We start from the raw sequence: 24,236 nt of genomic DNA on the forward strand, positions 1-24,236 counted from the left end.
CCCGCCGCGGCGGACTAGAAGGAGACGCCGCGAAAAGTTCATGTGCCCAAGATTACATACAGTCCCACTCTGTGACAAGTTGTTTCATTTGGTGGGACGGGTGGAGGTGTGGGAGAGGACCACCGTGGACACCGCCATCACCACCAGCGCCAGCGCCATGAACATCCACCCCAGTATGGCCTCCACCTGGAATTTCTCCCCCAGCACCCAATAGCCCAAGCCAAAGGCCACGATGGGCTCCATGATGGTCATAGCCGGCAGGGACTGGGCCAACTCCCCCGCGTGGAAGGAATATTGCTGCACCACGGTCCCACCGCCGGCTAGCAGAATGAGGACGTAGAACTCCCAGTAGGTGAGCAGGGCGTCCAGCCCGGCGGCGTTGTAGAGGTCCACCACCGCCTTGGCGGTTAACGCGACGTAGCCGTAGATAACGCCGCACGCGCAACCGAGCGCTAGGGCGCGTTGCCGGGGGAGGGCCCTGGCTATAAACCACAGTCCCGCTAGGGCGGCGGCACCGGCGCTAAACGCCGGCCACCACTGGGCCCACTCCGGGTGGCTTTCCCCGGCGGTGGGGCGGCCGTAGATGACCAGGATGGCCACGGCCACGGTCAGGGCGATGGACCAAAATATCTCCCGGGGCGGCATGCGGCGGCGGGCGTACCAGGCGGAAAGCGGGAGCGTGAACATCAAGGAAAGTACCAGGATGGGTTGGACAATCAGGAGCGTGCCAAAGCTCAAGGCCGTCAACTGCAGGGCGTAGGCCACCACGGCGGCGCCTGTGCCCACCCACCACATGCGGTTGGCCATGGAGGTGCGCATGACACGCCCCCGGGCGGTGGCTGCAATCCGATGCCGCACTACAGTTCCCCACGCAATCACCAGCGCGGACGCCAAGGCAAAACCCATGGCGGCTAAATTTCCAAGCATTTTAATAACGGTAGCCTTTTTGCCTTGCCGTGTGGTTTTGCCTTGCTGTGTGGAGTTCCCACGACTTGGGAGGTTGGGCGACTTGTGAAACTAAAATACGTCTGTGCGGAGTCTTTAGCGGTAGTGTGTAAGGAAGTTGACTACTAAGCAACAGGTATTGGAAAGGTGGCTTAATAGACGTGGCCCTGATAGTGCAGAAGTATGGTGGCTCATCCCTGGAAAGCGCGGAGCGGATCCGCGCGGTGGCGGAGCGCATTGTGGCTACCAAGAAACGGGGCAATGACGTGGTGGTGGTTTGCTCCGCCATGGGAGATACCACCGACGAACTCCTGGACTTGGCCGCGCAGGTCAACCCCGTACCGCCCAAGCGGGAGATGGATATGCTGCTGACCGCCGGTGAGCGTATTTCCAACGCGCTAGTGGCCATGGCAGTGGAGTCCATGGGCGCTAAGGCGCAGTCCTTTACCGGCTCCCAGGCGGGCGTGTTGACCACGGAGCGCCACGGTAACGCCCGGATTGTGGACGTCACCCCGGGCCGGATTACCGAGGCCCTGGAAACCGGCCACATCTGTATCGTGGCGGGTTTCCAGGGGGTCAATAAGGACACGCGCGACGTGACCACCTTGGGCCGCGGCGGCTCGGACACCACGGCGGTGGCGCTGGCGGCAGCTCTCAACGCTGACGTGTGTGAGATCTATTCTGACGTGGACGGCGTTTACACCGCGGACCCCCGGATTGTTCCTAACGCGCAAAAACTTGAGCGCCTTTCTTTCGAAGAAATGCTGGAACTGGCCGCCGTTGGTTCCAAGATTTTGGTGCTGCGTAGCGTGGAGTATGCGCGCGCCTTTGACGTTCCCTTGCGGGTGCGTTCTTCTTATTCAAACGACCCCGGCACGCTGATTGCCGGTTCAATGGAGGATATTCCTGTGGAAGAAGCAGTATTGACCGGTGTGGCAACGGATAGCTCGGAGGCCAAGGTGACCGTCCTGGGCATTCCGGACCGCCCAGGTGAGGCGGCCACGGTGTTCCGGGCTATCGCGGATGCGGAAATCAACATCGACATGGTGTTGCAAAACGTCTCCTCCCTGGAGGACGGCACCACTGACATCACGTTCACCTGTCCGCGTGCCGATGGCCCCCGTGCCATGGAGATCCTGACCAAGATGCGCGCCGCCGGCGGCTGGTCCAACGTGCTTTACGACGATCAGGTGGCAAAAGTCTCCTTGGTGGGTGCCGGAATGAAGTCCCACCCGGGCGTGACGGCAGAATTCATGGAGGCGCTGCGTGACGCGGATGTCAACATTGAGCTCATCTCTACCTCGGAAATCCGCATTTCCGTGCTGGTACGTGAGGCGGATATGGGCAAGGCCGCCAAGGCTTTGCACCAGAAGTTTGAACTTGGTGGCGAAGAAGAAGCCACCGTATATGCCGGTACCGGCCGTTAGGAGAAAATAGTAGATATGACAACTGTAGCTGTAGTAGGCGCCACCGGACAGGTAGGCGCAGTGATGCGCGCAATTCTAGAGCAGCGCAATTTCCCTGCGGACAAGGTGCGGTTCTTTGCCTCCGCGCGTTCCGCCGGCACCACCTTGCGCTTCCGCGATCAAGACATTGAGGTAGAAGACCTTTCCCTGGTGACACCGGAGTCCGTGGCGGACGTGGATATCGCGCTGTTTTCTGCCGGCGGCGGGACCTCGCGCCAGTGGTCGCCCGTGTTTGCCCAGGCGGGGGCCACCGTGGTGGATAACTCCTCGGCGTACCGCAGTGACCCGGACGTACCGTTGGTGGTCTCCGAGGTCAACCCGGAAGACGCCCAGAACCCGCCCAAGGGGATTATCGCTAACCCTAACTGCACCACCATGGCCGCCATGCCGGTGCTGAAGGTCCTCCACGACGCCGCCGGCCTGAAGCGCCTCAACGTGTCTTCCTACCAGGCCGTCTCCGGCTCCGGGCTGGCCGGCGTGGAGACCTTGGCCAAGCAAGTAGCGGAAATAGGCGACCGCAACGTGGAGCTTACCCACGAAGGCTCGGTCCTAGACACGGAGGAGCTGGGCCCGTACGTGGCACCCATCGCTTTCAACGCCCTGCCTTTTGCCGGCAACCTGGTTGATGACGGCTCCGGGGAAACGGATGAGGAGCAAAAGCTGCGCAACGAATCCCGCAAGATCCTGGGTGTCCCGGAGCTTAAAGTATCCGGCACCTGCGTGCGCGTGCCGGTGTTCACGGGGCACACGCTGACCATTCACGCGGAGTTCGAGCGCGACATCACCCCGGATAAGGCCCGTGAGCTTCTGGCTAGCGCGCCGGGCGTGAAAGTTGTGGACGTTCCCACCCCGTTGGCAGCTGCCGGCGTGGATGAGTCCTTGGTGGGCCGTATCCGCCAAGACCAAGCCGTGGACGGCAACAAGGGCCTAGTCCTGGTGGTTTCCGGGGATAACCTGCGCAAGGGCGCAGCACTTAATACTATCCAGATTGCGGAGCTGTTGGTCTAGCCCCGCGCTTTAAAAAAATCCCGCCAGCACGGTTGCTGGCGGGATATTTTTTTAGGCCTTGGCCCCAAAGTCAACGTCGGTATCGGCGACGCCTTCTTGGGCAACGGGCTTGGTGTGGACCACGTAGGTCACGGAGGGGCTGGGGTCCTCACGGTCGTATTCGATGTCATCGTCAGATTCCAGGTCTTCGTGGATTTCTTCAGAGACTACCTCTTCGAACTCCTCGGTTTCCATGTTGGAAGCCGCAGCTAGCTTGGCTAGCTCGAGCTCGTTTTTCTTGGTGAAGCGCTCGCGTGGGTCGAGCTTGCGCTGTACCAGCGTGCGGGCGCGGTCGCGTACGGTCTGCTCTTCGCTCAGGCGCTTGCGGTTGCGGGCCCAGTTGAAGACCACCACGGCAATCATGAACAGGCCAATGTAGCCCAGGATGGGGAATACAAAGCTGACCAGTTGCTTGAAGCCGGCGAAGGAAAGCACGAAGCCCACTAGGCAGGCGACCACGTAGGTCTTGTAGAAGTTCTCTGGCTTCTTGCGCGTAATCCGCTTTGCCAGGGCGTAGAGCTGGCCCACGGCGGTGTTGAAAATCATGCCGTAGATGATGAAGGTCATGGCGTAGCCAAAGAGCGGGTTGATGCTGTTGACTAGTGCCAGGACGGGGATGTCTGCGTCGTAGACGGTTTCAATATTGATAAACAGGGCGCCTACCAGCAGAGCCATCAGCAAGATGAAGATGATGCCGCCGATGATACCGCCCAGGCCAACGGTCTTGTTGTCCAGGAAGTTGCCACCAATAACGATACCCATGGATACCGCGCACATGACGTTCATGCCGGTGTAGTTGGCAGCACCCAACCACGGGTTGGGCACGGCCGGGTCAACGTGACCGCGCGCGAAGGTGTCCAGGGCGTTGTAGTCAATATCGCTGGTGAGCATGGTGTAGATGGCCACGCCCACGATGAAAATGATGATAAACGGGGTGATGGCACCGATGACGTTGGTTACTTTGTCAACGTCTAGTCGCCCCACAATAAGGACCAGGATAAGCAGGACCAGCCCGCCTACCCAGGTGGGAATGGAAGGAAATTGCTGGTTGATGTTGGCACCACCACCGGCGAACATAATGAAGCCGATACAAAATAGTGTGGTGATGGTGCCCCAGTCGAGGATGCGGTAGGAGACGGGTCCCGCAATTTCGGAGTAGACCGCGTTGTGGTCGGTGGCCCGGAAATAGGAACCGAGCTGCAGGATGGCGATGCCGGTGATGAGCATAAGCACAGCCGACAAGACCATGGCCCAAATACCCGTGCTACCAAAGGCCACGAAGTAGACCAGGGCTTCCTGGCCGGAGGCAAAGCCTGCGCCGACAACTACGCCTACAAACGCCATGGAAATAGCCAATGCGCGTTTAAACATGAGGGTGATTCTCGCTAACTCACACGCGCCGGTGGCTGCGTCGTATCAAGGCTGCAGCCACCGGGTCGAGTTTCGATTTGTGCACGTGCGTATACGGCTACCCTAGCGAGGTTGAGCCGGATTAGCTAAGCGGAAAAGCGTAATTTAGCGTTTTCCTGGCTGCTCCGCGCCGCCGTTTCCGGCCTCGGGCTCGGTGTGCTCAACGTAGACCACACCGGGTTCTTGCTCCGTGCGGTCGAAGTCAATTTCTTTGTCTTCTTCCAGCTCATCGTAGATATCTTCGGAGATGACCTCGACGAATTCTTGGGTGTCCATATTGGAGGCATCGGCAAGCTGAGCCAGCTCCTGGTCGTTGCTTTTATTGAAGCGCAAACGCGGATCAATTTTTTTCCGCACCAGGCGGCGGGCGCGCAGCCGGCGGTCGCCTTCTTCCACCAAAGTGCTGCGGTTGCGCAGCCACGTCACCGACATCACCGCAATCATCAACAACCCCAGGTAGCCCAGGATTGGGTAGACGTTAGCCACCAGGGACTTGAAGCCCACGAAGGAAAGGGCAAAGCCCACCACGCACACGATGGCAAAAATGGGGTAGAAGCGCCCCGGGTTGCCGCGCGTGAGGCGCTTGCCCATGGCGTAGAACATGCCCACGGCGGTGTTGAAGACCATGCCGTAGATGATGAAAGTCATCACGTAGCCAAATGCCGGGTGGATTTGGTTAATCAGCTCCAGCACCGGCAGGGCGGTGCCGTTGACGTCTGCGGCCACGAAGTACAGCGCGAAGACCAACAGGGCCAGCAGTGCGAGGTAGAAGAACCCGCCAATCATGCCGCCCAGGCCCACCGCGCGGTTGTCCAAGAAATTACCGCCGATAACGATGGACATGGATACCGCGCACATGACGTTAAGCCCGGTGTAGTTCAGCGCCGCCAGCCACCAGCTGCCCACCGCTGGATCCACGGAGGTTTCCGCGTAGGAATTAAGCGCACCGAAATCCACGCCTGCGGACACCGCGTGGAAGATGGTGACGCTGGTCGCCAGCACGATGAAGATGATGATGAACGGGGTAATAGCCCCAATGACGGAAGTGACCTTGTTGACGTTGAGCAGGCCCGTGAGCAGCACCAGTACCAGCATGACGGCCGCGCCCACCCACACCGGGACGGACGGGAACTGCTGGTTGATGGTGGCCCCGCCGCCGGCAAACATCACAAAGCCGATGCCAAAGAGCGTGATGATCGTGGAAATATCCAGGATTTTGGAGGTCAGCGGCCGGGCAACTTTGCTGTAGACCGCGGTGTGTTCAGAGGCCTGGAAATACGAGCCCAGCTGCAGCATGGACACGCCAGTGATGGCCATGAGCAGGCCCGCGATGATAACGCCCGCCAGGCCCCAGTTGCCAAAGGCCACGAAGTACTGCATGGCCTCCTGGCCGGACGCGAAACCCGCGCCCACGATGACGCCAATAAACGCCATGGAAATTGATAAAGCACGTTTCAACATAGTGGTGGAATTAATCTCACTTTTCTCACCCGCGCCGCAGACGGCCATTAGGTAGGGTGCCGGTCGCGGTTCGACGTTCGATTTATTCACGTGTGACAGCCCTCCACCATAAGCGAGTTTTGTCCACGGTGTGAAATGAACTAGGCGGAGCTCCCGTCAATGAGGTCTTTGCGGGCGCGTGCTACGCGGGAGCGGATGGTGCCCACGCGCACGCCGGAGATTTTGGCCGCTTCCTCGTAGGTGTAGCCCAGGACTTGGGTGAGGATGAGGGCTTCGCGGCGGTCAGCGGGGAGGGCATCGATTAGGGTGCGGGCGTCTATCCAGTCGGACCAGGTGCCAGAGCTTTCCGATACCGCCATCTGCGCCGCCGCGTCCTCATACTCGGTGACTGATTTGCGTGGTCTGGCCATGTCGTGGCGGATATTGTCCACCCAGGCGCGGCGGGCTAGGGACAGTAGCCACGTGCGGGCGGAGGACCTGGCGGCAAAGCGCGGCAGGGCGCTCATCACGCGCAGGTAGGTCTCTTGCGTGAGGTCATCTGCTATCTCGCGGCCGCCGAGGTGGGCCAGCAGCCGCCAGACGTCGTCTTGGGTGGCGCGGATGAACTCCGTCAGTGCCGCGCGGTCGCCGCGGCCGGCGCGCAGCGCCAGTTCGGTTACGCGCGCGTCTTCTGCTTCGGAGTGATGTTTCACAAATAAGAATCTACCAGGAGTGCGCTCGCCTATAAGTTTAGCCAGATTGTTAAGCAAACTCGATAGTTGCCGGGTATCATGGACTGCACCCCCATGTTCTTAAGAAAAGGAGCAACCCATGACTGATTCTCAGGCAGATAAGATTTTGGACAAAGGCCAGCGCCCCAAAGGTGAAGGCAACACCACCCGCGCCTCCGGCCAACCGATTGCCAGCGAAAACACCTCGGTAACCGTGGGCCAGCAAGGGCCAGTGGTCCTTGATGACCTGCAACTGATTTCCAAGCTGGCCCACTTCAACCGCGAGCGCGTCCCCGAGCGCAACCCACACGCCAAGGGCCACGGCGCCTTCGGCGAGCTGCACATCACCGAAGACGTGTCCGGCTACACCAAGGCCAAGCTCTTCCAGCCCGGCACCGTCACCCCCATGATGGGCCGCTTTTCCACCGTTGCCGGTGAGAAGGGCTCCCCTGACACCTGGCGCGACGTTCACGGTTTTGCACTGCGCTTTTTCACCGAGGACGGCAACTATGACATTGTGGGCAACAACACCCCGGTCTTTTTCATCCGCGACGCCATCAAATTCCCAGACTTCATCCACTCCCAGAAGCGCATGGGCCAAAACGGCCTGCGTGACGCTGATATCCAGTGGGATTTCTGGACCCGCAACCCGGAGACCACCCACCAGGTGGCCTACCTGATGACTGACCGTGGAACGCCAAAGACCACCCGCCACCAGGACGGCTTTGGCTCCCACACCTTCCAGTGGGTCAACGCTGAAGGGGACGCCTTCTGGGTGAAGTACCACTTCAAGACCCGCCAGGGCTGGGACACCTTCACTGACGCCGAAGCAGAAGAGATGGCCGGCAAGAACGCCGACTACCACCGCGAGGACCTGTTCAACGCTATCGAGGACGGCGACTTTCCCGTCTGGGACGTCAAGGTCCAAATTATGCCGGTGGCGGAGGCGGAGGATTACCGCTTCAACCCGTTCGACCTGACCAAGGTGTGGTCCCAGAAGGACTACCCACTCATTCCGGTGGGTTACTTTGTACTCAACCGCAATCCGCGTAACTTCTTCGCGCAGATTGAACAGGTAGCTTTGGACCCGGGCAACATTGTTCCGGGAGTGGGCCTTAGTCCAGACCGTATGCTGCAGGCGCGTGCATTTGCTTATGCCGACGCCCAGCGCCACCGGATTGGCCCCAACTATCACCAGCTGCCCGTCAACCAGCCCGTCAACCAGGTCAACACTTACGAGCATGAAGGCCCCATGCAGTACTTCTTCAACGACCCGGAGGACCCGGTCTACTCGCCTAACCGGCATGCCAAGGGTGGCGGCTACTTGGACGGGGACGTCAACGTCAGGGAGGAAACCCACCTGGCAGACGACGTCTACCAGGGAGCTAAGACTCACGGCCAGGACCTGGTCCGTGCGCCGTACGTCAAGCACTCTGAGGATGATGACTACGTGCAGGCCCAGAACCTGTACAACGACGTCCTCAACGACGAGGAGCGTGAGCACATGGCCGCCAACATTGCCGGCGCTATGGAAGGCGTGTCCGCGGAGACTGAGGAGCGCGTTTACGCGTACTGGGGCAAGGTTTCCGAGAAGCTGGAAAAGCGCGTGCGCGAATTGTTTGCCAAGTAACACCGGCGCGCCTAGTACCATGGATAGGCGCAGGTAGATAATTTAAGGGCTATGACCTCTCGCGTGGGAATTGCCCTATTGTCACTGTTGTTGCTTATCCCGTTGGTAGTTGGCGCTGCCGTGGCCGGGCTCCATGATTGGCGGCCCGGCCCAGCCACGTCTGCGGTCGCGTCCGCGTCCGATGCCACCGCGTCCGATGCCGCCGTGTCCGATGCCGCCGCGCCTCAGAGCCCCGGCAAAGGCGCTGGTGCCGGCAAGAAGGGCACAGGCACCGACAAGGACGCTGCGAAGAAGGAACCCGCGGAACCCGCCCTGAAAAGCCCGGCGGACATTCGCCGCGCGGCGGGGGAGGCGCAGGCGCAAGCCGGCTTCCTAGTTTCCGGAACTGAGCTACTCAAAGATGGAACCGAGAAGCTATCCAAAGGCGCGCCCGAGCTGGCCGAAGGCACCCGGCGGGCCTCCGAGGGCGCCCAGAAGCTCCGCGAAGGAATGATCCAACTCCAAGCCGGCACCGGCCAGCTTGGCGACGGGGCCACCCAGCTAGCAGACGGAGTGGGCACCGCCGTGGACAACGTCGTGGGGATAAACGTAGTTCGTGGGCAGCTGCTGACCTCCATCGACTCCACCCTCGCGGATTTGAAAGACAATAATTCTGCCGAAGCCAAAGACATCCGCCGCACGCTGGGCTCGCTGCGCAACCAGGTAGAGAACTTTGAGCTGGACACTGCATTAACGGACAAGCTCACCAAGCTCAAAGAGGGATCCCGTGAGTTGGCCAACCAGCTGGACGTATCGGGATACGCCTACCACGACGGCGTGTACGAGGCCACGGAAGGTTCCAAGCAGCTGGCGGCCGGACTGGCGGAGCTCAACGCCGGCGTGGAGGAGGCCCTGGCCGGGGCCAAGGAACTCAACGACGGCGCCAAGAAGGTAGACACCTTGGCCAACAACACCAAGAAGAAAAACGACGCGCTGGCTAAGTACCTGCAGGCGGAAAGCGCCGCCGGCCGCGGCAGCGTAAACGGTGGCGGCAACAGCAGTGCCGGGGGCGGCGCAACTGGCGGCGACGCCAGCAGTGCCGACGCCAGCGCCGCCAACGCAGGCCACGGCCACGACATCGCAGGTCGTAGCGCCTGGGCGGGCGCGGCGCCCGCTTCCCTCGACCAGCCTGCGCTCCTCGAGCTTCACAACCGGCTTATCGCCGTGCTGCTGGCGTCGATGATGCTGCTTGCCGGGGTGGCCATCGGCGGCGGATGGACCGCAACTCACGGCTTCCGCGCGTGGCTACTGGTGGTCCTGGGGGGTATCGGCGCGGTTGGCGCGGGCCTGGTAGGGACAACACTATTCAACGCGCCAACAACCCCGCAGGCGTGGGCTATAACCGCCGGCATTTTTGCCTGCACGGTACTGTGCGGCGTGTTTGGAACCCGGCTTGCGCAACGCGTGTTCGGCGCGGGGCTGGGCCTGGTGCTCGCGGCGGTAACCGGCCTAGGCCAAATGGCGGCCGTCGGCTGGCTGTGGAGAGAATCCATCCAAACAACCTTCACCGGCGCGACCTGGTTCGGGTTAAACCTACTGCCTTTGAACTGGTCAGTAGCCGGACTGCACGGGGCCACCGGCGCGTACCTGTGGGGGTGCCTGGCCGTACTGGGCGCGGTAGCCATTATAGGCCTTGTCCTAAGTGGCCTGGCCCGCCCCCGGCCCGCGGTCCAGGTGGTGCCCAGCCCGCCGGTTTCCGTGGCTTAGTTGCTGGTTAAATCTAGTGCTACGATAGTAAACGCTCACGTAGCCCGCTTAGGGGGCGGGCGCGCAGCGCCAGTTTTCTGGCTTGCTGCAAGTGAGTGATAGGGAATAGGGACGGCGCGAAAGCTGTAGGGGCTTTCGCGCCGTTACCCGTTTTTCGGCGCGCAAAACCGGGCGCGCAAAAACCCGGCGCGCAAAAACCCGGCACCGTTTGGCCGGCGCCGGGTTCTAGAGTTGCGGGGGAATTATTTCTTAGACACCGCGTAGTACAGCGGGGTGCCGTTCCAGGAGAAGACAACGTTGTCCACTGCCTCGGAGTAGCCGCCAGCAAGGCTGTTGTACCACATTGGGATAGCTGGCATGTCCTTCATCATCACAGACTGCGCCTGGTTGTACAGCTTGAAGGATTCTTCCTGGCTAGAGGCAGAGGCTGCCTTCTTGAGCAGGGCGTCAAATTCCGGGTTGTGGTACCCGGTGTCGTTGGCGGAGGCACCGCTGGCGTACAGCGGGCTTAGGAAGTTGTCCAGGGATGGGTAGTCAGCCTTCCAGCCGGCCCGGAAAGCCGTGCCAATTGTTTCATTGGTGATTTCATCGCGGAAGGACTTGAAATCCGGGTACGGGTTGCCCTCTGCTTTGATTCCCAGGTTGTTGCGCAGCTGGTTGGTGGCTGCCTCCACCCACGCCTGGTGGCCGCCGTCGGTGTTGTAGCCGATGATGAACTCGCCGTCCCACGGCGAAATCTCATCAGCCTGGGCCCACAATTCCTTGGCCTTTTCCGGGTCGTACTCGAAGACGTCGTTGTTTTCGATGTCCGCTGAGTACCCGGGCAGAACCGAGGAGGTGAAGTCCACCGCCGGCTCCCGCATTCCCTGGAAGATGGAATCAGAGATGGCCTTGCGGTCAACTGCGTGGGAGATGGCGTGGCGGCGCAGCGTGCCCTCCTCACCGCTGAAGTGTTCAAGGGAATAAGGAATGGCAAAGCCGTCAAAACCGGCGGCCGCCTTGGTTACTGCGCGGTCCCCTAGGTCATCTTGGAACACCGCCAGCGCGGAGTCAGGGATGGTGTCCAGCACGTCCAGGTTGCCGGCCAGCAAATCGGCGTAGGCTGCGTCATCGTTAGCGTAGAAGACAATCTTCAGGCCGTCATTGTGGACTTCGCGTGGGCCGTCATACTCCGGGTTGGGAACCAAGGTGATTTCCTGGTTGTGGACCCAATCTGCGAGCTTGTAGGGGCCGTTGGAGACTGGCTCTCCGCCGTAGGCGTCGATATCGTCATAAGCGTAGTCAGGCAGCGGGGAGAAGGTGGAGTAACCCAGTCGCATGGGGAAATCAGCCTGTGGCTGGCTGAGCGTGATAGTGAAGGTGTGGTCATCGATGACCTCCAGGCCCTCCATGGACTCCGCGCCCGGCTCGTAGCCCTTGATGGGCTCGAAGAAGAAGGCGGTGTTCATGTCGTTGGCCACGGCGTAGTTCCAGGCGTCCACGAAAGAGCTGGAGGTAACCGGTGACCCGTCGGAGAACTTGGTGTCGCGCAGCTTCACGGTGAAGACGGTGTTGTCTTCGTTTGGCTCGATGGACTCCGCGATTTCGTTGTGGAGCTCCCCATCCGCGTCGTAGTAGGCCAGGCCCGCGAACAGCGATTCAATGATTTTTCCGCCGCCGCGCTCGTTGGTGTTGGCGGGAACCAGTGGGTTTTGCGGCTCCGTGCCGTTTCCTATGACGTAGTTGCCGCCGCCAGCGGTGCCGCCGTCGGCGTTGCTGGCGGAGTCAGAGCCCGAGCCCGAGCCCGTGTCAGAGCCGCACGCTGCCAGAGATAGCAGCGTGGCGGTCGCGGCCAGGGCCGCACCTGTTTTCCTAAAGTTCATTGAGATGTTCCTCCGGTATTTGAGAGAGTTCACGCGGTTATGTGCGTTAGAACAAAAATAGCTTACCGAGAGAAACAAATCACAGTTTAGGCGAGAAAATATTCTTGAGGGCACAGCAAACCCCTCCGGCGGCGGAACCTAGTTCCGCACCGGAGGGGTGGCTGTGCTATCTATCTGGTGGTCGGGATAACAGGATTTGAACCTGCGACCTCTTCGTCCCGAACGAAGCGCGCTACCAAGCTGCGCCATATCCCGTGGACCTCCAAAAGGAAGTACCGGTCTACTTTATCGCAACTTCTGGGCTTGCCCCAAAACAGCTGGCAACCGGTGGCGGATGGCCGCCGCGGGCCTAGCGCTCGGTGATTTTGAGCAGGGTGGCTGACGGGCGGCAGAAAATCCGGAAGGGCACAAACTTCGACTGGCCCAGGCCGTTGCTCACGTGCATCTTCATCGGGCCAAACTGGTGCAGCCCCTGGGCGCGACCCCGGTTGATTCCACAGTTGGTCACAATGGCTTTTTGGCCGGGAAGGCACAACTGGCCGCCGTGGGTGTGGCCGGAGAAGGAGATGTCGTAGCCATCCCGGGCAAACTTTTCCAGAACGCGGGGCTCGGGCGAGTGCAGCAGTGCGAGGGAAAGGTCCGCGTCCGGGTTGGGCGGTCCTGCAATGGCGGAGTAATCATCCAGGTTGTGGTGGGGGTCATCCACGCCGGCGGCGGCCAGGCGGACTTTGCCCACCTTGAATTCGTGGCGGGCCTGATTGGCGTTGAGCCAGCCGCGCTCCGCGAAGGCCGCGCGCATGCCTTCCCAGGGAAGATCCTCATAGGACGGGGTGTTTTTCTTGCCCAAGAGGTAATTGAAGGGGTTGGGCAGGCGCGGGGCCCAGTAATCATTGGTGCCAAAGCAAAAGAGCCCCGGGCGGTTGAGCAGCGGACCTAGTGCCTGCAGGACGCTGGGGACCGCACGGGTGTCGGAGAGGTTGTCGCCTGTGTTGATGACCAGGTCCGGGTCCAGCGAATCCAGTGCTTGTACCCAGGCTATTTTGGTTTCTTGGCCGGGGATCATGTGCAGGTCGGAAATGTGGAGGATCCGGAACTCATCCCGGTCGCGGAGGGTGCCGGGGGCCAGCAAAGGGACGGTGACCTGGCGCAGCCGGAACTTGCGGGTTTCAGCGTTGGCCCACGCCAAGGCGGCGGCACCGGAGGCTGCCGCAGTGGCCGCCGCAGCGGTGGCAAAAAATGCTAACTTCTTCATCCTCCTAAGCCTACCTGGCGTATCTTGGAGTACATGTTAAAAGAGACAATTCGCGCAGACCTGAAGACCGCTATGAAAGCCCGTGACAAGGAGCGCACTTCCGCCATCCGGTCGTTGCTTTCGGCCATCCTGGCAGAAGAGACCTCCGGTGCCCGCCACGAGCTCAGCGATGAAGACGTGCTCAAGGTGGTGGCTCGGGAGATAAAGAAGCGCCGCGAGTCCGCACAGCTCTACGCTGACAACGGCCGCCCGGAGCTGGCCGAGGCCGAGCTGGTAGACGTACCCTTCTTCGAGGCTTACCAGCCCCAGCAGCTCAGCGACGCAGAGCTGACTACCTTGCTCGACGAGGTTGTGGCGCAGGAGGTTGAGGGGGAACCAACCATGAAAGACATGGGCAACGTTATGAAGGCCGCAAACGCGAAAGCCGCCGGCCGCGTGGACGGCAAGCGACTTTCTGAGGCTGTCAGGGCCCGTTTGGCCTAGAGCCCGAAATCCTGGCGGATCTGGTTAGCCAGGTCCGCTATGGCGTTTTCTAGCTCCGCGTCCGGGTTAGCCGCCGGGGCGGGGGCCTGCGGCTGCGGCGCGAAGGCCTGCGCCGGGGGAGTGGAGTTCCTGACCCGGTTAGGGGCCGGCGCGACGTAACCGGAACCGTCTGAAACCTGCACGGTAATCTCCATGCCCTCTTTCAGCCTGCCGGCCGGTTTCAGCGCGCGTACTACCTGGCCAAAGCCCACTCCGGGGGCGGGGACCTTGTTTACCTTGACCTTGTAGCCTTCATCTTCAAGCGTTTTGGTGGCCACGGCCTGGGATTTGCCGCGCAGGGCATCCAAGAAGGCAAAACCGGATGTGCCCTGGTCAAACTTAGGCGCATACGGTGGGGTGTTGCCGCGGTTAAATAGCTCGGATCCCGCCGCCATGCTCAGGTAGGTCCGGGCCGGTTCCATTCCGCCGTAGATGTCGCCGAATTCGCACTGGCGTACCGGTGCGGTACAGATTGGCGTGGTGGTGGTGCCGTCGTTGTAGATGTAGGGCGCGGCGGCCAGCGTGGAGTTGTACCCCAGGAAGGCCGCGGATTGGTGTTCTTCGGTGGTGCCGGTTTTGGCGGCCACGGGGGCGTGGAAACCTGTTGCCCGGGCGGCATCGGCAGCTGTGCCGGTGATGACGTCTGCCTGCAGCGCGTTGGACAGCGCGTCCGCTACCTGCAAGTCCAGGACCTGCTCGCACGGCGGGGTATCAATGAAAACCTTATTGCCTAGTTTGTCGGTGACGTTGACAATGGGGTTGGGCTCGCACCAGCGGCCCCCGGCACCCAAGGTGGCACCCACGTTGGATAGCTCCAGCGGGTTGACCGCCGTGGGGCCCAGCGTGAAAGCGCCCATGCTGGAGTCTTTGGCGTACTGGGCAATGGAGGCCGTCCCGTCAAAGGTGCCCTTCTCCGCATAGGAGCGTAGGCCCAGCTTGACGGCCATATCTACCACGGCTGGGACCCCCACCTGCTCCAGCAGTGCGATAAACGCGGTGTTGGGCGAGTGCGCTAGGGTGTCCGCCAGGGTCATGGATGCCTGGTAGGAACCGGCGTTTTCCACGCAATACTTGGTGGGCGGGCAGTCCTTGGCGCCGCCGTGGCCTAGGCCCTCCGCCTCATAGCGGGCGGGTACGGCTATCTGATTTTTGATGCCGTATCCCGCGTCAATGGCGGCGGCGGCGGTAAACACCTTGAATACGGAGCCCGCACCGTGGCCCACCAGGGAGTAGGGCTGCGGGAGGATGGTTTCAAAGTTGTCCAGGTCCAGTCCGTAGGTGCGGGAGGAGACCATGGCGCGGACCGGGCGGGCGTCGGGAAGTGGCTCGATGACGCTCATGACCTCGGCAACGCCCGGCTGCTGGGGGTTGACCTGGGCCACCACTGCGGCTTTGGCCGCGTCTTGGACTTGGGGGTCCAGCGTGGTGTTGACCGTGTAGCCGCCGTGGGTCAGCTCAGCGGCACTGAGCCCCTTGCCTTCTAAGTATTGCACCACGTAGTCACAGAAGAAGCCGCGATCTCCGGCGGCGATGCACCCGTTGCTCAGCAAGGATGGCTTCTCCAGCACCCCAAGTTCGGTGGCCGCGGCCTGATCCGCCTCAATCTGGCTGATGTAGCCGTTGGCCACCATGGATTGTAGGACCACGTTGCGGCGCTCCCGAACCACGTCATAGTTGGTGTATGGGTTGAGGTACTCCGAGGATTGCACCATGCCGGCCAACATGGCCGATTGGGACAAGTTCAGGTTCCGGGCGGGAATGCCAAAGTAAGTCCGGGCGGCGGCCTCAATACCGTAGGCGTGGTTACCAAAGGGCACCAGGTTGAGGTAATTGGTGAGGATGTCTTCCTTGGATAGGCGGCGGTCAATCCGGGTGGCCAAGCGCACTTCCCGCAGCTTCCTGGCCACGGACTGCTCCGTAGCCGCCTGGCGGTCTTGTTCATTGTCCGCTTCTACTAGCAGGAGGTAGTTCTTCACGTACTGCTGGTTGAGGGTGGACGCGCCTTGGGAGACACCGCCTTTGAGCAGGTTGGTGACCACCGCGCGGGCGTTGCCTTGGATGTCCACGCCGTCATGTTCATAAAAGCGGCGGTCCTCGATGGAGACAATGGCGTCTTTGACGTACTGGGAGATGTCTTCCCCGTTTACCGGGTGGCGGCGTTGGTCATAGAGATAGGCCAATTCATTGCCGGCAGCGTCTTTGATGACTGATACCCCCGGGGTGTTATCTGTCTCAATGTTGTCAATGTCCGAGCGCATGGCCTCATTGGTTTTTGCGACTGCGATCCCGCCCAGCCCCGCAATGGGGGCGATGACCAGCGCGCACAGCACGCCTACCAGGACGGTGGCCAGGAACATCTTTGCCAGGGCTTCTATATATCTCACCTCCCTTACACTACGTTGTTATGCGCGCTGGGGAAATAAAGACTCCCCCCTAAAGTGTGACGTATTAGACAACTGAAATGCCCTGTGAATACACTAACTTTTGTTATGTTCCCCAAATAGCGGAAGGAGCGCTCCGCCCCCCCATGACTGTAAGCGTGCAGACTTCCAAAACGTCGATGACAACCCATGCGGAAACGCCAGAGCGAGGTGAATGGGTAACGCAGGCAAAGTGCCGGTCCGGTGACCCGGACGCGCTCTTTGTGCGTGGTGCGGAGCAGCGCAAAGCCGCTGTTATCTGCCGTCACTGCCCCGTTATTAATGAGTGCCGCGCGGACGCGCTGGACAACCGCGTTGAGTTTGGAGTGTGGGGTGGCTTAACTGAGCGCCAGCGCCGCGCCCTGCTGCGCAAAAATCCCCACATCACCTCCTGGGCCTCTTACTTGGCGCAAGGCGGGGAGCTCGTGGGTATATAGGAACGGGCAAGAAGAGTTTGAGGCTACTCGCCAGGAGCGAGTGGCCCCTTATTTTTAGCTTTGCGTATTATTGTCCCTATGACTAAATGGGAATACGCAACCGTGCCTGTATTGACGCACGCCACCAAGCAAATTTTGGACTCCTGGGGAGAAGACGGCTGGGAGCTTGTGTCCATCACCCCCGGTCCTAACCCGGAAAACGTTGTGGCCTACTTCAAGCGTCCGGCCGGGGAGGTCTAATGAGCTTGCGTCACCGCCTTCAGGATATGGGCTACGAGCTGCCTGCGGTGGCCAAGCCCCTGGCGTCTTATGTCCCGGCCGTGACCGTGGGCAACCAGGTATGGACTTCCGGGCAGCTGCCCACCGTGGAAGGTGAGCTTCTAGCCACCGGCAAGGTGGGTGCAGAAGTTACCCCAGAACAGGGCGCTGAGCTGGCGCGGACCGCCGTACTCAACGCCCTCGCGGCGGTGGATGCGCAGGTTGGACTAGACAATGTCACCCGTGTGGTGAAGCTGGTGGGTTTTGTGGCCTCCGCTCCGGACTTTGTGGAGCAACCGGCGGTAGTCAACGGGGCATCGGATTTTATTGGCCAGCTTTTCGGTGATGCCGGCGTTCATGCGCGCTCTGCTGTGGGAGTGGCGGTCTTGCCCAAAAATTCCCCCGTAGAAATTGAACTTTTCGTGGAATTTTCCGCTCGATAGGTTAGGCTGGGAGATATGGAACATCCTGCTTATAGCCAGCTGCGACCAGTGACCCAGTCCGCAGGAGTGGTTTTGTGCGATAACCCTTCGTACACCGCTCTGGAAGGCACTAATACGTGGATCATCCGAGCCCCAGAAGATGACCGCGCCATCGTGGTTGATCCCGGCCCGGAAGATGAAGGCCACCTCAATATCGTTACCGCGAAGGCGGGCGAAGTCGCGTTGATTTTGCTCACCCACCGGCACGATGATCACGGGTCCGGCGCGCAGCGCTTGCGCCAGCTCACCGGCGCGCCCATCCGCGCCTTTGACCCCCGCTATTGCAACGGGGGTGAGCCTCTGCAGGACGGAGAGATAATTTCCGTTGAGGACATCACCCCGCGTTTGGAGGTAGTCTACACCCCTGGTCACACCGCGGACTCCACCTGTTTCTTCCTGTGGAGCGGGGACCCCAAGGGGTCCAAGCTGGAGGGGATCCTCTCCGGTGACACCATCGCGGGCCGCCATACCGTCATGCTATCCGAAACGGACGGTGACCTGGGTGATTACCTGGTGGCACTGGATAAGCTGGAAACCCTCGGGCGCAATGTTCCGCTATTGCCGGGGCATGGTCCGGATTTGGATGACACCTCCCAAGTGGCCCGGAAATACATTGACCGCCGGCACCACCGCTTGAACCAGATCAAGGAAATCCGTTCCCGTTTGGGCGATGATGTGGACTTGAAGGTCCTGGTTGATGAGATGTACGACGACGTGGATCCGGTACTGCGCCACGCAGCGGAGCAGTCCACCCGTACTGCCTTGAAGTACTTGGACGAACAGTAAAGCCTGGTTAACTGCAGTAAAAAGCCCCCGTGAAGGGGGCTTTTTCGTGGCATGGGGCGCGCTTTAGCGGGCGCGGCGAGCCAGGTGTTCGGTATCCACGATGAGCACGGACTTGCCTTCTAGGCGGATCCAGCCGCGGTGGGCGAAGGTTGCCAGCGCCTTGTTGACCGTCTCACGGGAAGCGCCCACCAGCTGGGCGATTTCTTCCTGGGTGAGGTCGTGGTTGACGCGCAGGGCTCCGCCTTCCTGGGCACCGAAGCGGTTGGCCAGCTGCAGCAAGGTCTTGGCCACGCGGCCGGGGACGTCCGTGAAGATGAGGTCCGCCAGGTTGGCGTTGGTGCGGCGCAGACGCCGGGCCAGCACGCGCAGTAGCTGTTGGGCGATGGCGGGGTGGCCGCCAACCCAGCGGCGCAGCATCTCTGAGTTCATGGTGGCCGCCTGGACCTCAGTCACGCAGACTGCGGAGGAGGTGCGGGGGCCGGGGTCGAAGATGGAAAGCTCACCGAACATGTCCGATGGTCCCATCACCGTGAGTAGGTTTTCACGGCCGTCTGGGGCGTGGCGGGCTAGTTTAATCTTTCCGGAGGTGATGATGTAGAGGCGGTCGCCTGGCTCACCCTCCTCAAAAATGGTGGTGCCCCGGGGGAAACGAACGGTCTCCATCTGTTCGATCAGATTTTGTACGGCAACGGGGTCTACGCCCTGGAATATGCCGGCGCGAGAGAGAATGTCTTGAACGTCTTCCACTTTTTGCTCCTCCATCAGTGGTGGGCTACGCAGGGGTGCGCAGCACTTGTATTTATGTAACCCATACTACAGTGGAATATATCACTATACTTGGTATTCCCATATTTGATCACAGCCCCTAGGCTGGAGGGTTAGCTTTTTAGTGCAACTAATGCGCGAGGCCTACAGTGCCGAGGACTCTAGTTTTTCCATCACCATCGCGAAGATAGCTAGGGCTAAGGGCGTGAGGATTACTAAGGTGATCATGGTATCTATCATACCTTTCCCGCTAAGCTAGTTGGCTATGTCTCACAACTGGCCCGAACTTTCCGCAGCCGAGGTAAACGAACTGTTGGCCGCGCACTACCCGGCGGCGCGCTGCGAGCTGAACTTCTCCACGCCTTTCGAGCTCCTGGTGGCCACGGTGCTCTCCGCGCAGTGTACAGATGAGCGCGTCAACCAGGTAACGCCGGCCCTTTTTGCCCGGTATCCTGACGCCTTGGCAATGGCTGCCGCCACCCGCAAAGACCTCGAAGAAATCCTGCGTCCGCTGGGGTTTCAGAAATCTAAGGCGGGGTACCTGCTGGGCATAGGGGAGGCCTTGGTGGCGCGGCATGGTGGAGAGGTCCCGGAGTCACAGGAGGCGCTGGAGTCCCTTCCAGGTGTGGGCCGCAAGACCGCGTTGGTGGTGCGCGGTAACGCCTTCGGGCATCCGGGTTTGGCGGTTGATACTCACGTGACTCGGGTAAGCAAGCGCCTGGGGATTGCCACGGGTGGCACACCGCTGGCTATCGAAAAGCAGTTGTGCGCGGGGTTGCCCGCGAAGGAATGGACTGATTTTTCCCACCGCGTCATCGTGCACGGCCGCCGGTGTTGCACCGCGCGTAAACCGCATTGCGGGCGGTGCGTGTTGAATCACAAATGCGAAAGCGCGGTGATGGACGGTGAATAAAACTGTAATTGGCTCCGTGGCGGCCATGGTGGTTATCGCCGTGGTGGCCTTGATGATGGTCAGCCGCGCCTTGGCGCCCACACCGCAGGCGCAACCGGAAGGCACTGTGGTGCCGGCGGCCCCGGAGGCAACCGCGGTGCTGGATGTTGTCCAGCGCCCGGATTGCCCCGCCGGGGCGTTGGTGGACCTGTCCTGCCTGGGTGGGGACAGCACGGTGCCCGCGCAGCGGGTGCAAATCTACAACGTGTGGGCCTGGTGGTGTGAGCCGTGCCGCGCGGAGCTACCCCTCCTGGAGGCCGTGGCCGCGCGCAACGGCTGGCAGCTGGTGGGCGTACACGCGGACGCCAGCGCGGCCAAGGGCGCGGCGCTGCTGGCGGACTTGGGCGTGGACATGCCCAGCTACCAGGATAGTAACGGCACATTCGCGGGCACGCTGGGGCTGCCCGGCGTTATCCCCATTACCGTGGTGGCGGTGGATGGCCATGTGCAGGGGCAGTTAGTTAAGGCCTTTGACGCGGAAGAAGAACTGGAACAGGCCATCAAGGAGTACTTGTGATCCCGCGGTGGCTGGACTTCCCGCGGGTGGGCGCGCGGGAGGGCAGCCCCAGCTCGGCGGTGCTCATGCTGCTGTTGGGTACGGAGGTTGCAGACGGCCGGGTGGTGCTGACCCACCGTTCGCCCAGCATGCGCTCGCACTCCGGGCAGATTGCCTTCCCCGGCGGCCACCTGGAGCCAGGCGAAACGGCTGCCGATGCCGCCCTGCGCGAAGCCCACGAAGAAACCGGCCTGGACCGCCGCACCGTGACCGTTTTTGACCAGTGGAAGCCCCGGCCCACCATGGCCACCGGACGGTGGGTAGCGCCGGTTCTGGCCTACTGGGACGCCCCGCACCCGCTGTACGTGGCCAGCCCGGCGGAACTAGATGACGTGTTCGCTGCGCCGGTGGAGGACCTGCGCGCTCCCGCTAACCGCGTGACGGTGGGGTTTCGCGGGTACACGGGCCCGGGATTTTGGCACCAGGGTTACCTGATTTGGGGACTCACCGGCGGGTTGATAGACAACCTTTTGAGCCACGCCGGTTGGGAAAAGGACTGGGAGAAGGGCAAAGTGTTAGATTTATCTGGACTATTAGCCCAGTCGCGCAACCACGAAAAGCGGCTGTGAGCCCAGAAAAAGAAAGCCCTAAACTGCTGTGAACCCTGCCTTAATTGTTGACGGCATCATTGTAATTGGTGCCCTGTTGGCGTGGCTGAGCGGCTGGCGGCAGGGCGCGGTTTCTTCCCTCCTTAGTTTCGTCGGAATAGTGGCCGGCCTGGTAATCGGCGCCGGCGTGGCACCTTTTGTCCTGGAACTGACTGATCACGTGGCCTTGCGCTTCCTGCTGGTGGTAGGGCTGCTTATGCTTCTGGGGGGTGTGGGCCAGCTAGCCGGTACGGCGCTGGGCACGCGGCTGCGGGAGAAGATGAAGGCCCGCAGCCACCAAACGTGGGATTCCTTTGTGGGCGGGGTATTCCAGGTAGTGGCGCTGCTAGCAGTGGCGTGGCTGGTGTCCCTGCCGCTGGCCAGCGGGCTGTCCGGTAAAGCCGGGTTAGGGGTGCGTGAATCCACTGTCTTGGGGGCGTTGAACCGCAACATGCCCCAGGGGATTAATAACGTCCCGGCGGAGATTGCCGGCATGCTCAATGAGACGGGCCTGCCGCCGCTGGTTTCGCCCTGGATTACCCAGGGGACCGTGGAGGTTGAGCAACCCCGGATTGAGGTCCAGGACCGGGCGTTGATTGAGCGCCTGCGGCCTTCGGTTGTCCACGTGTTAGGGGATGCGGACGCTTGCTCGCGCCGGTTGATGGGCTCCGGTTTTGTGGCCCGGGAGGACTACGTGATTACCAACGCGCACGTGGTGGCCGGCACCAACGTGGTGGCCCTGGACACCGTGCTGGGCGTCAAAGAGGCGGAGGTGGTCTACTACAACCCGGACGTGGATATTGCGGTGCTGCATTCGCCCAAGCTGGGGATAGCGCCCCTGCCGTGGGCCGTGGAGCCCGCCGAGTCCGGCCAGGAGGCCGTGGTCATGGGGTACCCGCTGTCCGGGCCTTTCACCGCCACCCCGGCGCGAATCCGGGAGCGCCTTATCATCGCCGGCCCAGACATCTACGCCGATGGCCGCGTGGAGCGCGACGCCTACACCCTGCGCGGGCAAATTCAGCAGGGTAACTCCGGCGGGCCCATGATCAACGCGCAGGGGGAGGTCCTAGGAGTCATTTTTGGTGCCTCCGTGGATGACACGGACACCGGCTACGCGCTGACCGCCAACGAGGTCCTAGGGCACGTGGGCGAATATTGGACGCTCACGCAGCCGGTGCCTACCGGAGAGTGCGTCACCCGTTAGCTTCTGGCCCCGGTTTTGGTCACCTGGTGGTAAAGCGGCGTGGAGTTCCAAGAAAATTCCACGTCAGAAACGTTTTCTGAGTAGCCCGCAATCAGGTTGTTGTACCACAGCGGAATGGCCGGTAGATCCTCAAGGAGAATTTCCTGCGCCTGGTTGTAGATGGCGTAGGCCTCTTGCGGGGAGTGCGCGCTAGCTGCTTGCTTGAGCAACTGGTCAAACTCCGGGTTGGAGTAATCCCCGTCATTGGCGTTGCCGCCGGTGGCGTAGAGCGGGACTAGGAAGTTCTCCAAGGAGGGGTAGTCAGCCTTCCATTTGGTGCGAAACGCCGTGTCAATGGTGCGGCTAGAGACTTTATCGCGCATGGACTTGAAATCCGGGTACGGTGCCCCGGCGGCCGCGATTCCTAGGTTGTTGGATAGCTGGTTGCTAATGGCGTCCACCCACGCCTGGTTTCCGCCAGCGGAGTCGTAGGCCAGCTCAAACGTGCCCTCCCAGGGGGAGATGTCATTGGCTTTCTCCCACAACTGCCTAGCTTTGTCCGGCTGGAAGCTAAGGACCTCATTGCCGGGGATCTCCCCGGTCCATCCGGGCAGCACCGGCGTGGTGAAATCTTGGGCGGGGGTGAGGTTGCCCTGGAAAATGGTGTCAATGATCTCCTTGCGGTCAATAGCCATTGATATTGCCTGGCGCCGCAAGCGCCCTTCCTCCCCGCCAAAATGAGGCAGGTTCTGGGGGATGGTAAAGGAGCGGAAGTCCGCCACCGCCTGGTTTACCGTGCGCTGGCCCAGATCATCCTGGTACACCGCTAGGGCGGAATCTGGGATGGCGTCTAGAACGTCGAGGTTATTGGCCAGCAGATCTGCGTAGGCGGCATCGGCGGTGGGGTAGAAGGTAAAGAGCACGCCGTCGTTCTTAACGGTGCGTGCCCCGTGGTAGTCCGGGTTGGGCACCACCAGCGCGCTGTTATTGTGGGACCACTCCTTGAGCAGGTAGGGGCCGTTGGAGATGGGCTTTTCCCCGTACGCCTGGATGTCCGCGAAGGCGGCTTCAGGCAGGGGATAGAAGGCGGAGTCTCCCAGCCGGGCGGGGAAGTCAGACTGCGGCTGGTCCAAAGTGATGGTGAAAGTCTTGTCATCAATGACCTCTAGGCCCTCCAAAGACTCCACGGAGTCTGCAAAGCCCTTGATGGGTTCGAAGAAGAATGATCCCGGCAGATCGTGGGATACCGAGTAGTTCCAGGCATCAACGAAGGAGTGGGCGGTAACCTCCGAGCCATCGGAGAACTTCCAGTCCTTGAGCTTGATGGTAAATACCGTGTTATCACCGTTGGGCTCAATGGACTCCGCTACTTCGTTGTGGACGTTGCCTTGCGCGTCGTAGTAAACCAGGCCGGCAAAAATGGCTTTGACCAGACGGCCGCCGCCGGTTTCTACGGTATAGGCAGGGATGAGCGGGTTCTGGGGCTCAGTGCTTTGGGCCAGGATGTAGTTAGGCTCAGCGGCGGGTTTGTCCGTGGTGCTTTCCTCTGCGGTGGTGCTGCAGGCTACCAGCGTGGTGCTCAGTAGCGTGGTGCCCAGCACCACGGCGGTCGCTGACTTGGGGTAAGGCATGGGGTCCCTCCTGGTTGTTGAAAAATTTTTGCCAACGTCAGGCTACCGCGCGTGCCCCCGGGGATGTCGATTAAAAATCAGGGTGAAAAAAATCCCGGCCGCGCCTCGCTTCAAGCGGGGGCGGCCGG

Annotated in this window: 22 protein-coding genes and 1 tRNA gene; 13 read left to right on the forward strand and 10 right to left on the reverse strand. The window is 61.2% G+C overall.

From position 1 onward, the window contains the following. Positions 1 to 84: 84 nt before the first annotated feature. Positions 85 to 927, reverse strand: coding sequence for a DMT family transporter (locus F4V58_RS00565; RefSeq protein WP_075732461.1), 843 nt, complete (start codon positions 925 to 927; stop codon positions 85 to 87). Between the two features lie 179 nt (positions 928 to 1,106). On the opposite strand from F4V58_RS00565, the gene F4V58_RS00570 reads away from it, so the two are divergent. Then, positions 1,107 to 2,372, forward strand: coding sequence for an aspartate kinase (locus F4V58_RS00570; protein ID WP_075732463.1), 1,266 nt, complete (start codon positions 1,107 to 1,109; stop codon positions 2,370 to 2,372). A 15-nt stretch (positions 2,373 to 2,387) separates the two neighbouring features. Beyond that, a complete protein-coding gene (locus tag F4V58_RS00575) occupies positions 2,388 to 3,419 on the forward strand; it encodes an aspartate-semialdehyde dehydrogenase (RefSeq protein WP_075732465.1) in 1,032 nt (343 codons plus the stop codon). 51 nt (positions 3,420 to 3,470) lie between these two features. Here the strand turns inward: F4V58_RS00575 and F4V58_RS00580 are convergent, their stop codons facing one another. The 3 genes from F4V58_RS00580 to F4V58_RS00590 form a co-directional block, all read right to left on the reverse strand. Beyond that, positions 3,471 to 4,829, reverse strand: a complete 1,359-nt coding sequence (locus F4V58_RS00580; protein ID WP_075732467.1) for a YkvI family membrane protein — start codon at positions 4,827 to 4,829, stop codon at positions 3,471 to 3,473. A 144-nt stretch (positions 4,830 to 4,973) separates the two neighbouring features. Continuing rightward, positions 4,974 to 6,329, reverse strand: a complete 1,356-nt coding sequence (locus tag F4V58_RS00585) for a YkvI family membrane protein (protein WP_075736314.1) — start codon at positions 6,327 to 6,329, stop codon at positions 4,974 to 4,976. 140 nt (positions 6,330 to 6,469) lie between these two features. After that, entirely contained in the window at positions 6,470 to 7,021 is a 552-nt protein-coding gene (locus F4V58_RS00590) for an RNA polymerase sigma factor (protein ID WP_075732469.1), read from the reverse strand. A 118-nt stretch (positions 7,022 to 7,139) separates the two neighbouring features. Here F4V58_RS00590 and F4V58_RS00595 point away from each other — a divergent pair, with 118 nt between their 5' ends. Both F4V58_RS00595 and F4V58_RS12945 read left to right on the forward strand, forming a co-directional pair. Further along, a complete protein-coding gene (locus F4V58_RS00595) occupies positions 7,140 to 8,669 on the forward strand; it encodes a catalase (RefSeq protein ID WP_075732471.1) in 1,530 nt (509 codons plus the stop codon). Between the two features lie 51 nt (positions 8,670 to 8,720). Beyond that, entirely contained in the window at positions 8,721 to 10,415 is a 1,695-nt protein-coding gene (locus F4V58_RS12945; RefSeq protein ID WP_075732473.1) for a hypothetical protein, read from the forward strand. A gap of 242 nt (positions 10,416 to 10,657) precedes the next feature. On the opposite strand, the gene F4V58_RS00605 is transcribed toward F4V58_RS12945, so the two are convergent. From F4V58_RS00605 to F4V58_RS00615, 3 genes are all read right to left on the reverse strand, one after another. Continuing rightward, complete coding sequence (locus tag F4V58_RS00605; RefSeq protein ID WP_075732475.1) at positions 10,658 to 12,277, reverse strand: peptide ABC transporter substrate-binding protein; 1,620 nt, start codon at positions 12,275 to 12,277, stop codon at positions 10,658 to 10,660. 178 nt (positions 12,278 to 12,455) lie between these two features. Beyond that, positions 12,456 to 12,532: transfer RNA gene (locus tag F4V58_RS00610), tRNA-Pro, on the reverse strand. Between the two features lie 94 nt (positions 12,533 to 12,626). After that, complete coding sequence (locus tag F4V58_RS00615) at positions 12,627 to 13,529, reverse strand: metallophosphoesterase (RefSeq protein ID WP_075732477.1); 903 nt, start codon at positions 13,527 to 13,529, stop codon at positions 12,627 to 12,629. A 33-nt stretch (positions 13,530 to 13,562) separates the two neighbouring features. Here F4V58_RS00615 and F4V58_RS00620 point away from each other — a divergent pair, with 33 nt between their 5' ends. Beyond that, positions 13,563 to 14,012 (forward strand): GatB/YqeY domain-containing protein, encoded by a 450-nt coding sequence (locus F4V58_RS00620; RefSeq protein WP_075732479.1) that lies wholly within the window; start codon positions 13,563 to 13,565, stop codon positions 14,010 to 14,012. On the opposite strand, the gene F4V58_RS00625 is transcribed toward F4V58_RS00620, so the two are convergent. Then, positions 14,009 to 16,408 (reverse strand): transglycosylase domain-containing protein, encoded by a 2,400-nt coding sequence (locus tag F4V58_RS00625; RefSeq protein ID WP_084559617.1) that lies wholly within the window; start codon positions 16,406 to 16,408, stop codon positions 14,009 to 14,011. The two genes, F4V58_RS00620 and F4V58_RS00625, sit on opposite strands and share 4 nt — an antisense overlap. Before the next feature lie 170 nt (positions 16,409 to 16,578). Here F4V58_RS00625 and F4V58_RS00630 point away from each other — a divergent pair, with 170 nt between their 5' ends. From F4V58_RS00630 to F4V58_RS00645, 4 genes are all read left to right on the forward strand, one after another. Beyond that, positions 16,579 to 16,908 carry a WhiB family transcriptional regulator gene (locus tag F4V58_RS00630; RefSeq protein ID WP_150385649.1) on the forward strand — a complete coding sequence of 110 codons (330 nt, stop codon included), beginning with the start codon at positions 16,579 to 16,581 and terminating at the stop codon, positions 16,906 to 16,908. Between the two features lie 78 nt (positions 16,909 to 16,986). Then, positions 16,987 to 17,148 carry a Sp36 family protein gene (gene sp36, locus F4V58_RS00635; protein WP_075736318.1) on the forward strand — a complete coding sequence of 54 codons (162 nt, stop codon included), beginning with the start codon at positions 16,987 to 16,989 and terminating at the stop codon, positions 17,146 to 17,148. Then, positions 17,148 to 17,609, forward strand: coding sequence for a RidA family protein (locus F4V58_RS00640; protein ID WP_075732482.1), 462 nt, complete (start codon positions 17,148 to 17,150; stop codon positions 17,607 to 17,609). Before sp36 ends, F4V58_RS00640 begins: the two co-directional genes overlap by 1 nt. A 15-nt stretch (positions 17,610 to 17,624) precedes the next feature. Then, a complete protein-coding gene (locus tag F4V58_RS00645) occupies positions 17,625 to 18,434 on the forward strand; it encodes an MBL fold metallo-hydrolase (RefSeq protein WP_075732484.1) in 810 nt (269 codons plus the stop codon). Positions 18,435 to 18,497: 63 nt separating this feature from the next. Here F4V58_RS00645 and glxR read toward each other — a convergent pair whose 3' ends face one another. Continuing rightward, positions 18,498 to 19,181 (reverse strand): CRP-like cAMP-activated global transcriptional regulator GlxR, encoded by a 684-nt coding sequence (gene glxR / locus F4V58_RS00650; RefSeq protein ID WP_075736320.1) that lies wholly within the window; start codon positions 19,179 to 19,181, stop codon positions 18,498 to 18,500. Between the two features lie 283 nt (positions 19,182 to 19,464). Between glxR and nth the strand changes: the two genes are divergently transcribed. From nth to F4V58_RS00670, 4 genes are read left to right on the forward strand one after another with little or no spacing between them, the layout of a single operon-like run. Beyond that, positions 19,465 to 20,112 carry an endonuclease III gene (nth, locus tag F4V58_RS00655; RefSeq protein WP_075732486.1) on the forward strand — a complete coding sequence of 216 codons (648 nt, stop codon included), beginning with the start codon at positions 19,465 to 19,467 and terminating at the stop codon, positions 20,110 to 20,112. Next, entirely contained in the window at positions 20,105 to 20,668 is a 564-nt protein-coding gene (locus F4V58_RS00660; protein WP_150385650.1) for a TlpA family protein disulfide reductase, read from the forward strand. Before nth ends, F4V58_RS00660 begins: the two co-directional genes overlap by 8 nt. Beyond that, on the forward strand, positions 20,665 to 21,276 hold the full coding sequence (locus F4V58_RS00665; RefSeq protein WP_075732488.1) for an NUDIX hydrolase: 612 nt from the start codon (positions 20,665 to 20,667) through the stop codon (positions 21,274 to 21,276). The genes F4V58_RS00660 and F4V58_RS00665 overlap by 4 nt, the downstream gene beginning before the upstream one ends. A gap of 28 nt (positions 21,277 to 21,304) precedes the next feature. Next, positions 21,305 to 22,498 carry a MarP family serine protease gene (locus tag F4V58_RS00670; RefSeq protein WP_075732490.1) on the forward strand — a complete coding sequence of 398 codons (1,194 nt, stop codon included), beginning with the start codon at positions 21,305 to 21,307 and terminating at the stop codon, positions 22,496 to 22,498. Here the strand turns inward: F4V58_RS00670 and F4V58_RS00675 are convergent. Then, positions 22,495 to 24,108: a peptide ABC transporter substrate-binding protein gene (locus tag F4V58_RS00675; RefSeq protein ID WP_075732492.1), complete on the reverse strand. Its 1,614-nt coding sequence runs from the start codon at positions 24,106 to 24,108 to the stop codon at positions 22,495 to 22,497. The two genes, F4V58_RS00670 and F4V58_RS00675, sit on opposite strands and share 4 nt — an antisense overlap. Positions 24,109 to 24,236 lie beyond the last annotated feature (128 nt).

This window comes from Corynebacterium phocae (genome assembly GCF_008693075.1).
GTDB lineage: Bacteria > Actinomycetota > Actinomycetes > Mycobacteriales > Mycobacteriaceae > Corynebacterium > Corynebacterium phocae.

Bases quoted from the DNA above. Each gene is read 5' to 3' on its own strand.
- F4V58_RS00565 (WP_075732461.1), bottom strand. From the start codon at position 927: ATGCTTGGAAATTTAGCCGCCATGGGTTTTGCCTTGGCGTCCGCGCTG.
- F4V58_RS00575 (WP_075732465.1), top strand. From the start codon at position 2,388: ATGACAACTGTAGCTGTAGTAGGCGCCACCGGACAGGTAGGCGCAGTG.
- F4V58_RS00580 (WP_075732467.1), bottom strand. From the start codon at position 4,829: ATGTTTAAACGCGCATTGGCTATTTCCATGGCGTTTGTAGGCGTAGTT.
- F4V58_RS00585 (WP_075736314.1), bottom strand. From the start codon at position 6,329: ATGTTGAAACGTGCTTTATCAATTTCCATGGCGTTTATTGGCGTCATC.
- F4V58_RS00595 (WP_075732471.1), top strand. From the start codon at position 7,140: ATGACTGATTCTCAGGCAGATAAGATTTTGGACAAAGGCCAGCGCCCC.
- F4V58_RS12945 (WP_075732473.1), top strand. From the start codon at position 8,721: ATGACCTCTCGCGTGGGAATTGCCCTATTGTCACTGTTGTTGCTTATC.
- F4V58_RS00605 (WP_075732475.1), bottom strand. From the start codon at position 12,277: ATGAACTTTAGGAAAACAGGTGCGGCCCTGGCCGCGACCGCCACGCTG.
- F4V58_RS00615 (WP_075732477.1), bottom strand. From the start codon at position 13,529: ATGAAGAAGTTAGCATTTTTTGCCACCGCTGCGGCGGCCACTGCGGCA.
- F4V58_RS00620 (WP_075732479.1), top strand. From the start codon at position 13,563: ATGTTAAAAGAGACAATTCGCGCAGACCTGAAGACCGCTATGAAAGCC.
- F4V58_RS00625 (WP_084559617.1), bottom strand. From the start codon at position 16,408: ATGTTCCTGGCCACCGTCCTGGTAGGCGTGCTGTGCGCGCTGGTCATC.
- F4V58_RS00630 (WP_150385649.1), top strand. From the start codon at position 16,579: ATGACTGTAAGCGTGCAGACTTCCAAAACGTCGATGACAACCCATGCG.
- sp36 (WP_075736318.1), top strand. From the start codon at position 16,987: ATGACTAAATGGGAATACGCAACCGTGCCTGTATTGACGCACGCCACC.
- F4V58_RS00640 (WP_075732482.1), top strand. From the start codon at position 17,148: ATGAGCTTGCGTCACCGCCTTCAGGATATGGGCTACGAGCTGCCTGCG.
- F4V58_RS00645 (WP_075732484.1), top strand. From the start codon at position 17,625: ATGGAACATCCTGCTTATAGCCAGCTGCGACCAGTGACCCAGTCCGCA.
- nth (WP_075732486.1), top strand. From the start codon at position 19,465: ATGTCTCACAACTGGCCCGAACTTTCCGCAGCCGAGGTAAACGAACTG.
- F4V58_RS00675 (WP_075732492.1), bottom strand. From the start codon at position 24,108: ATGCCTTACCCCAAGTCAGCGACCGCCGTGGTGCTGGGCACCACGCTA.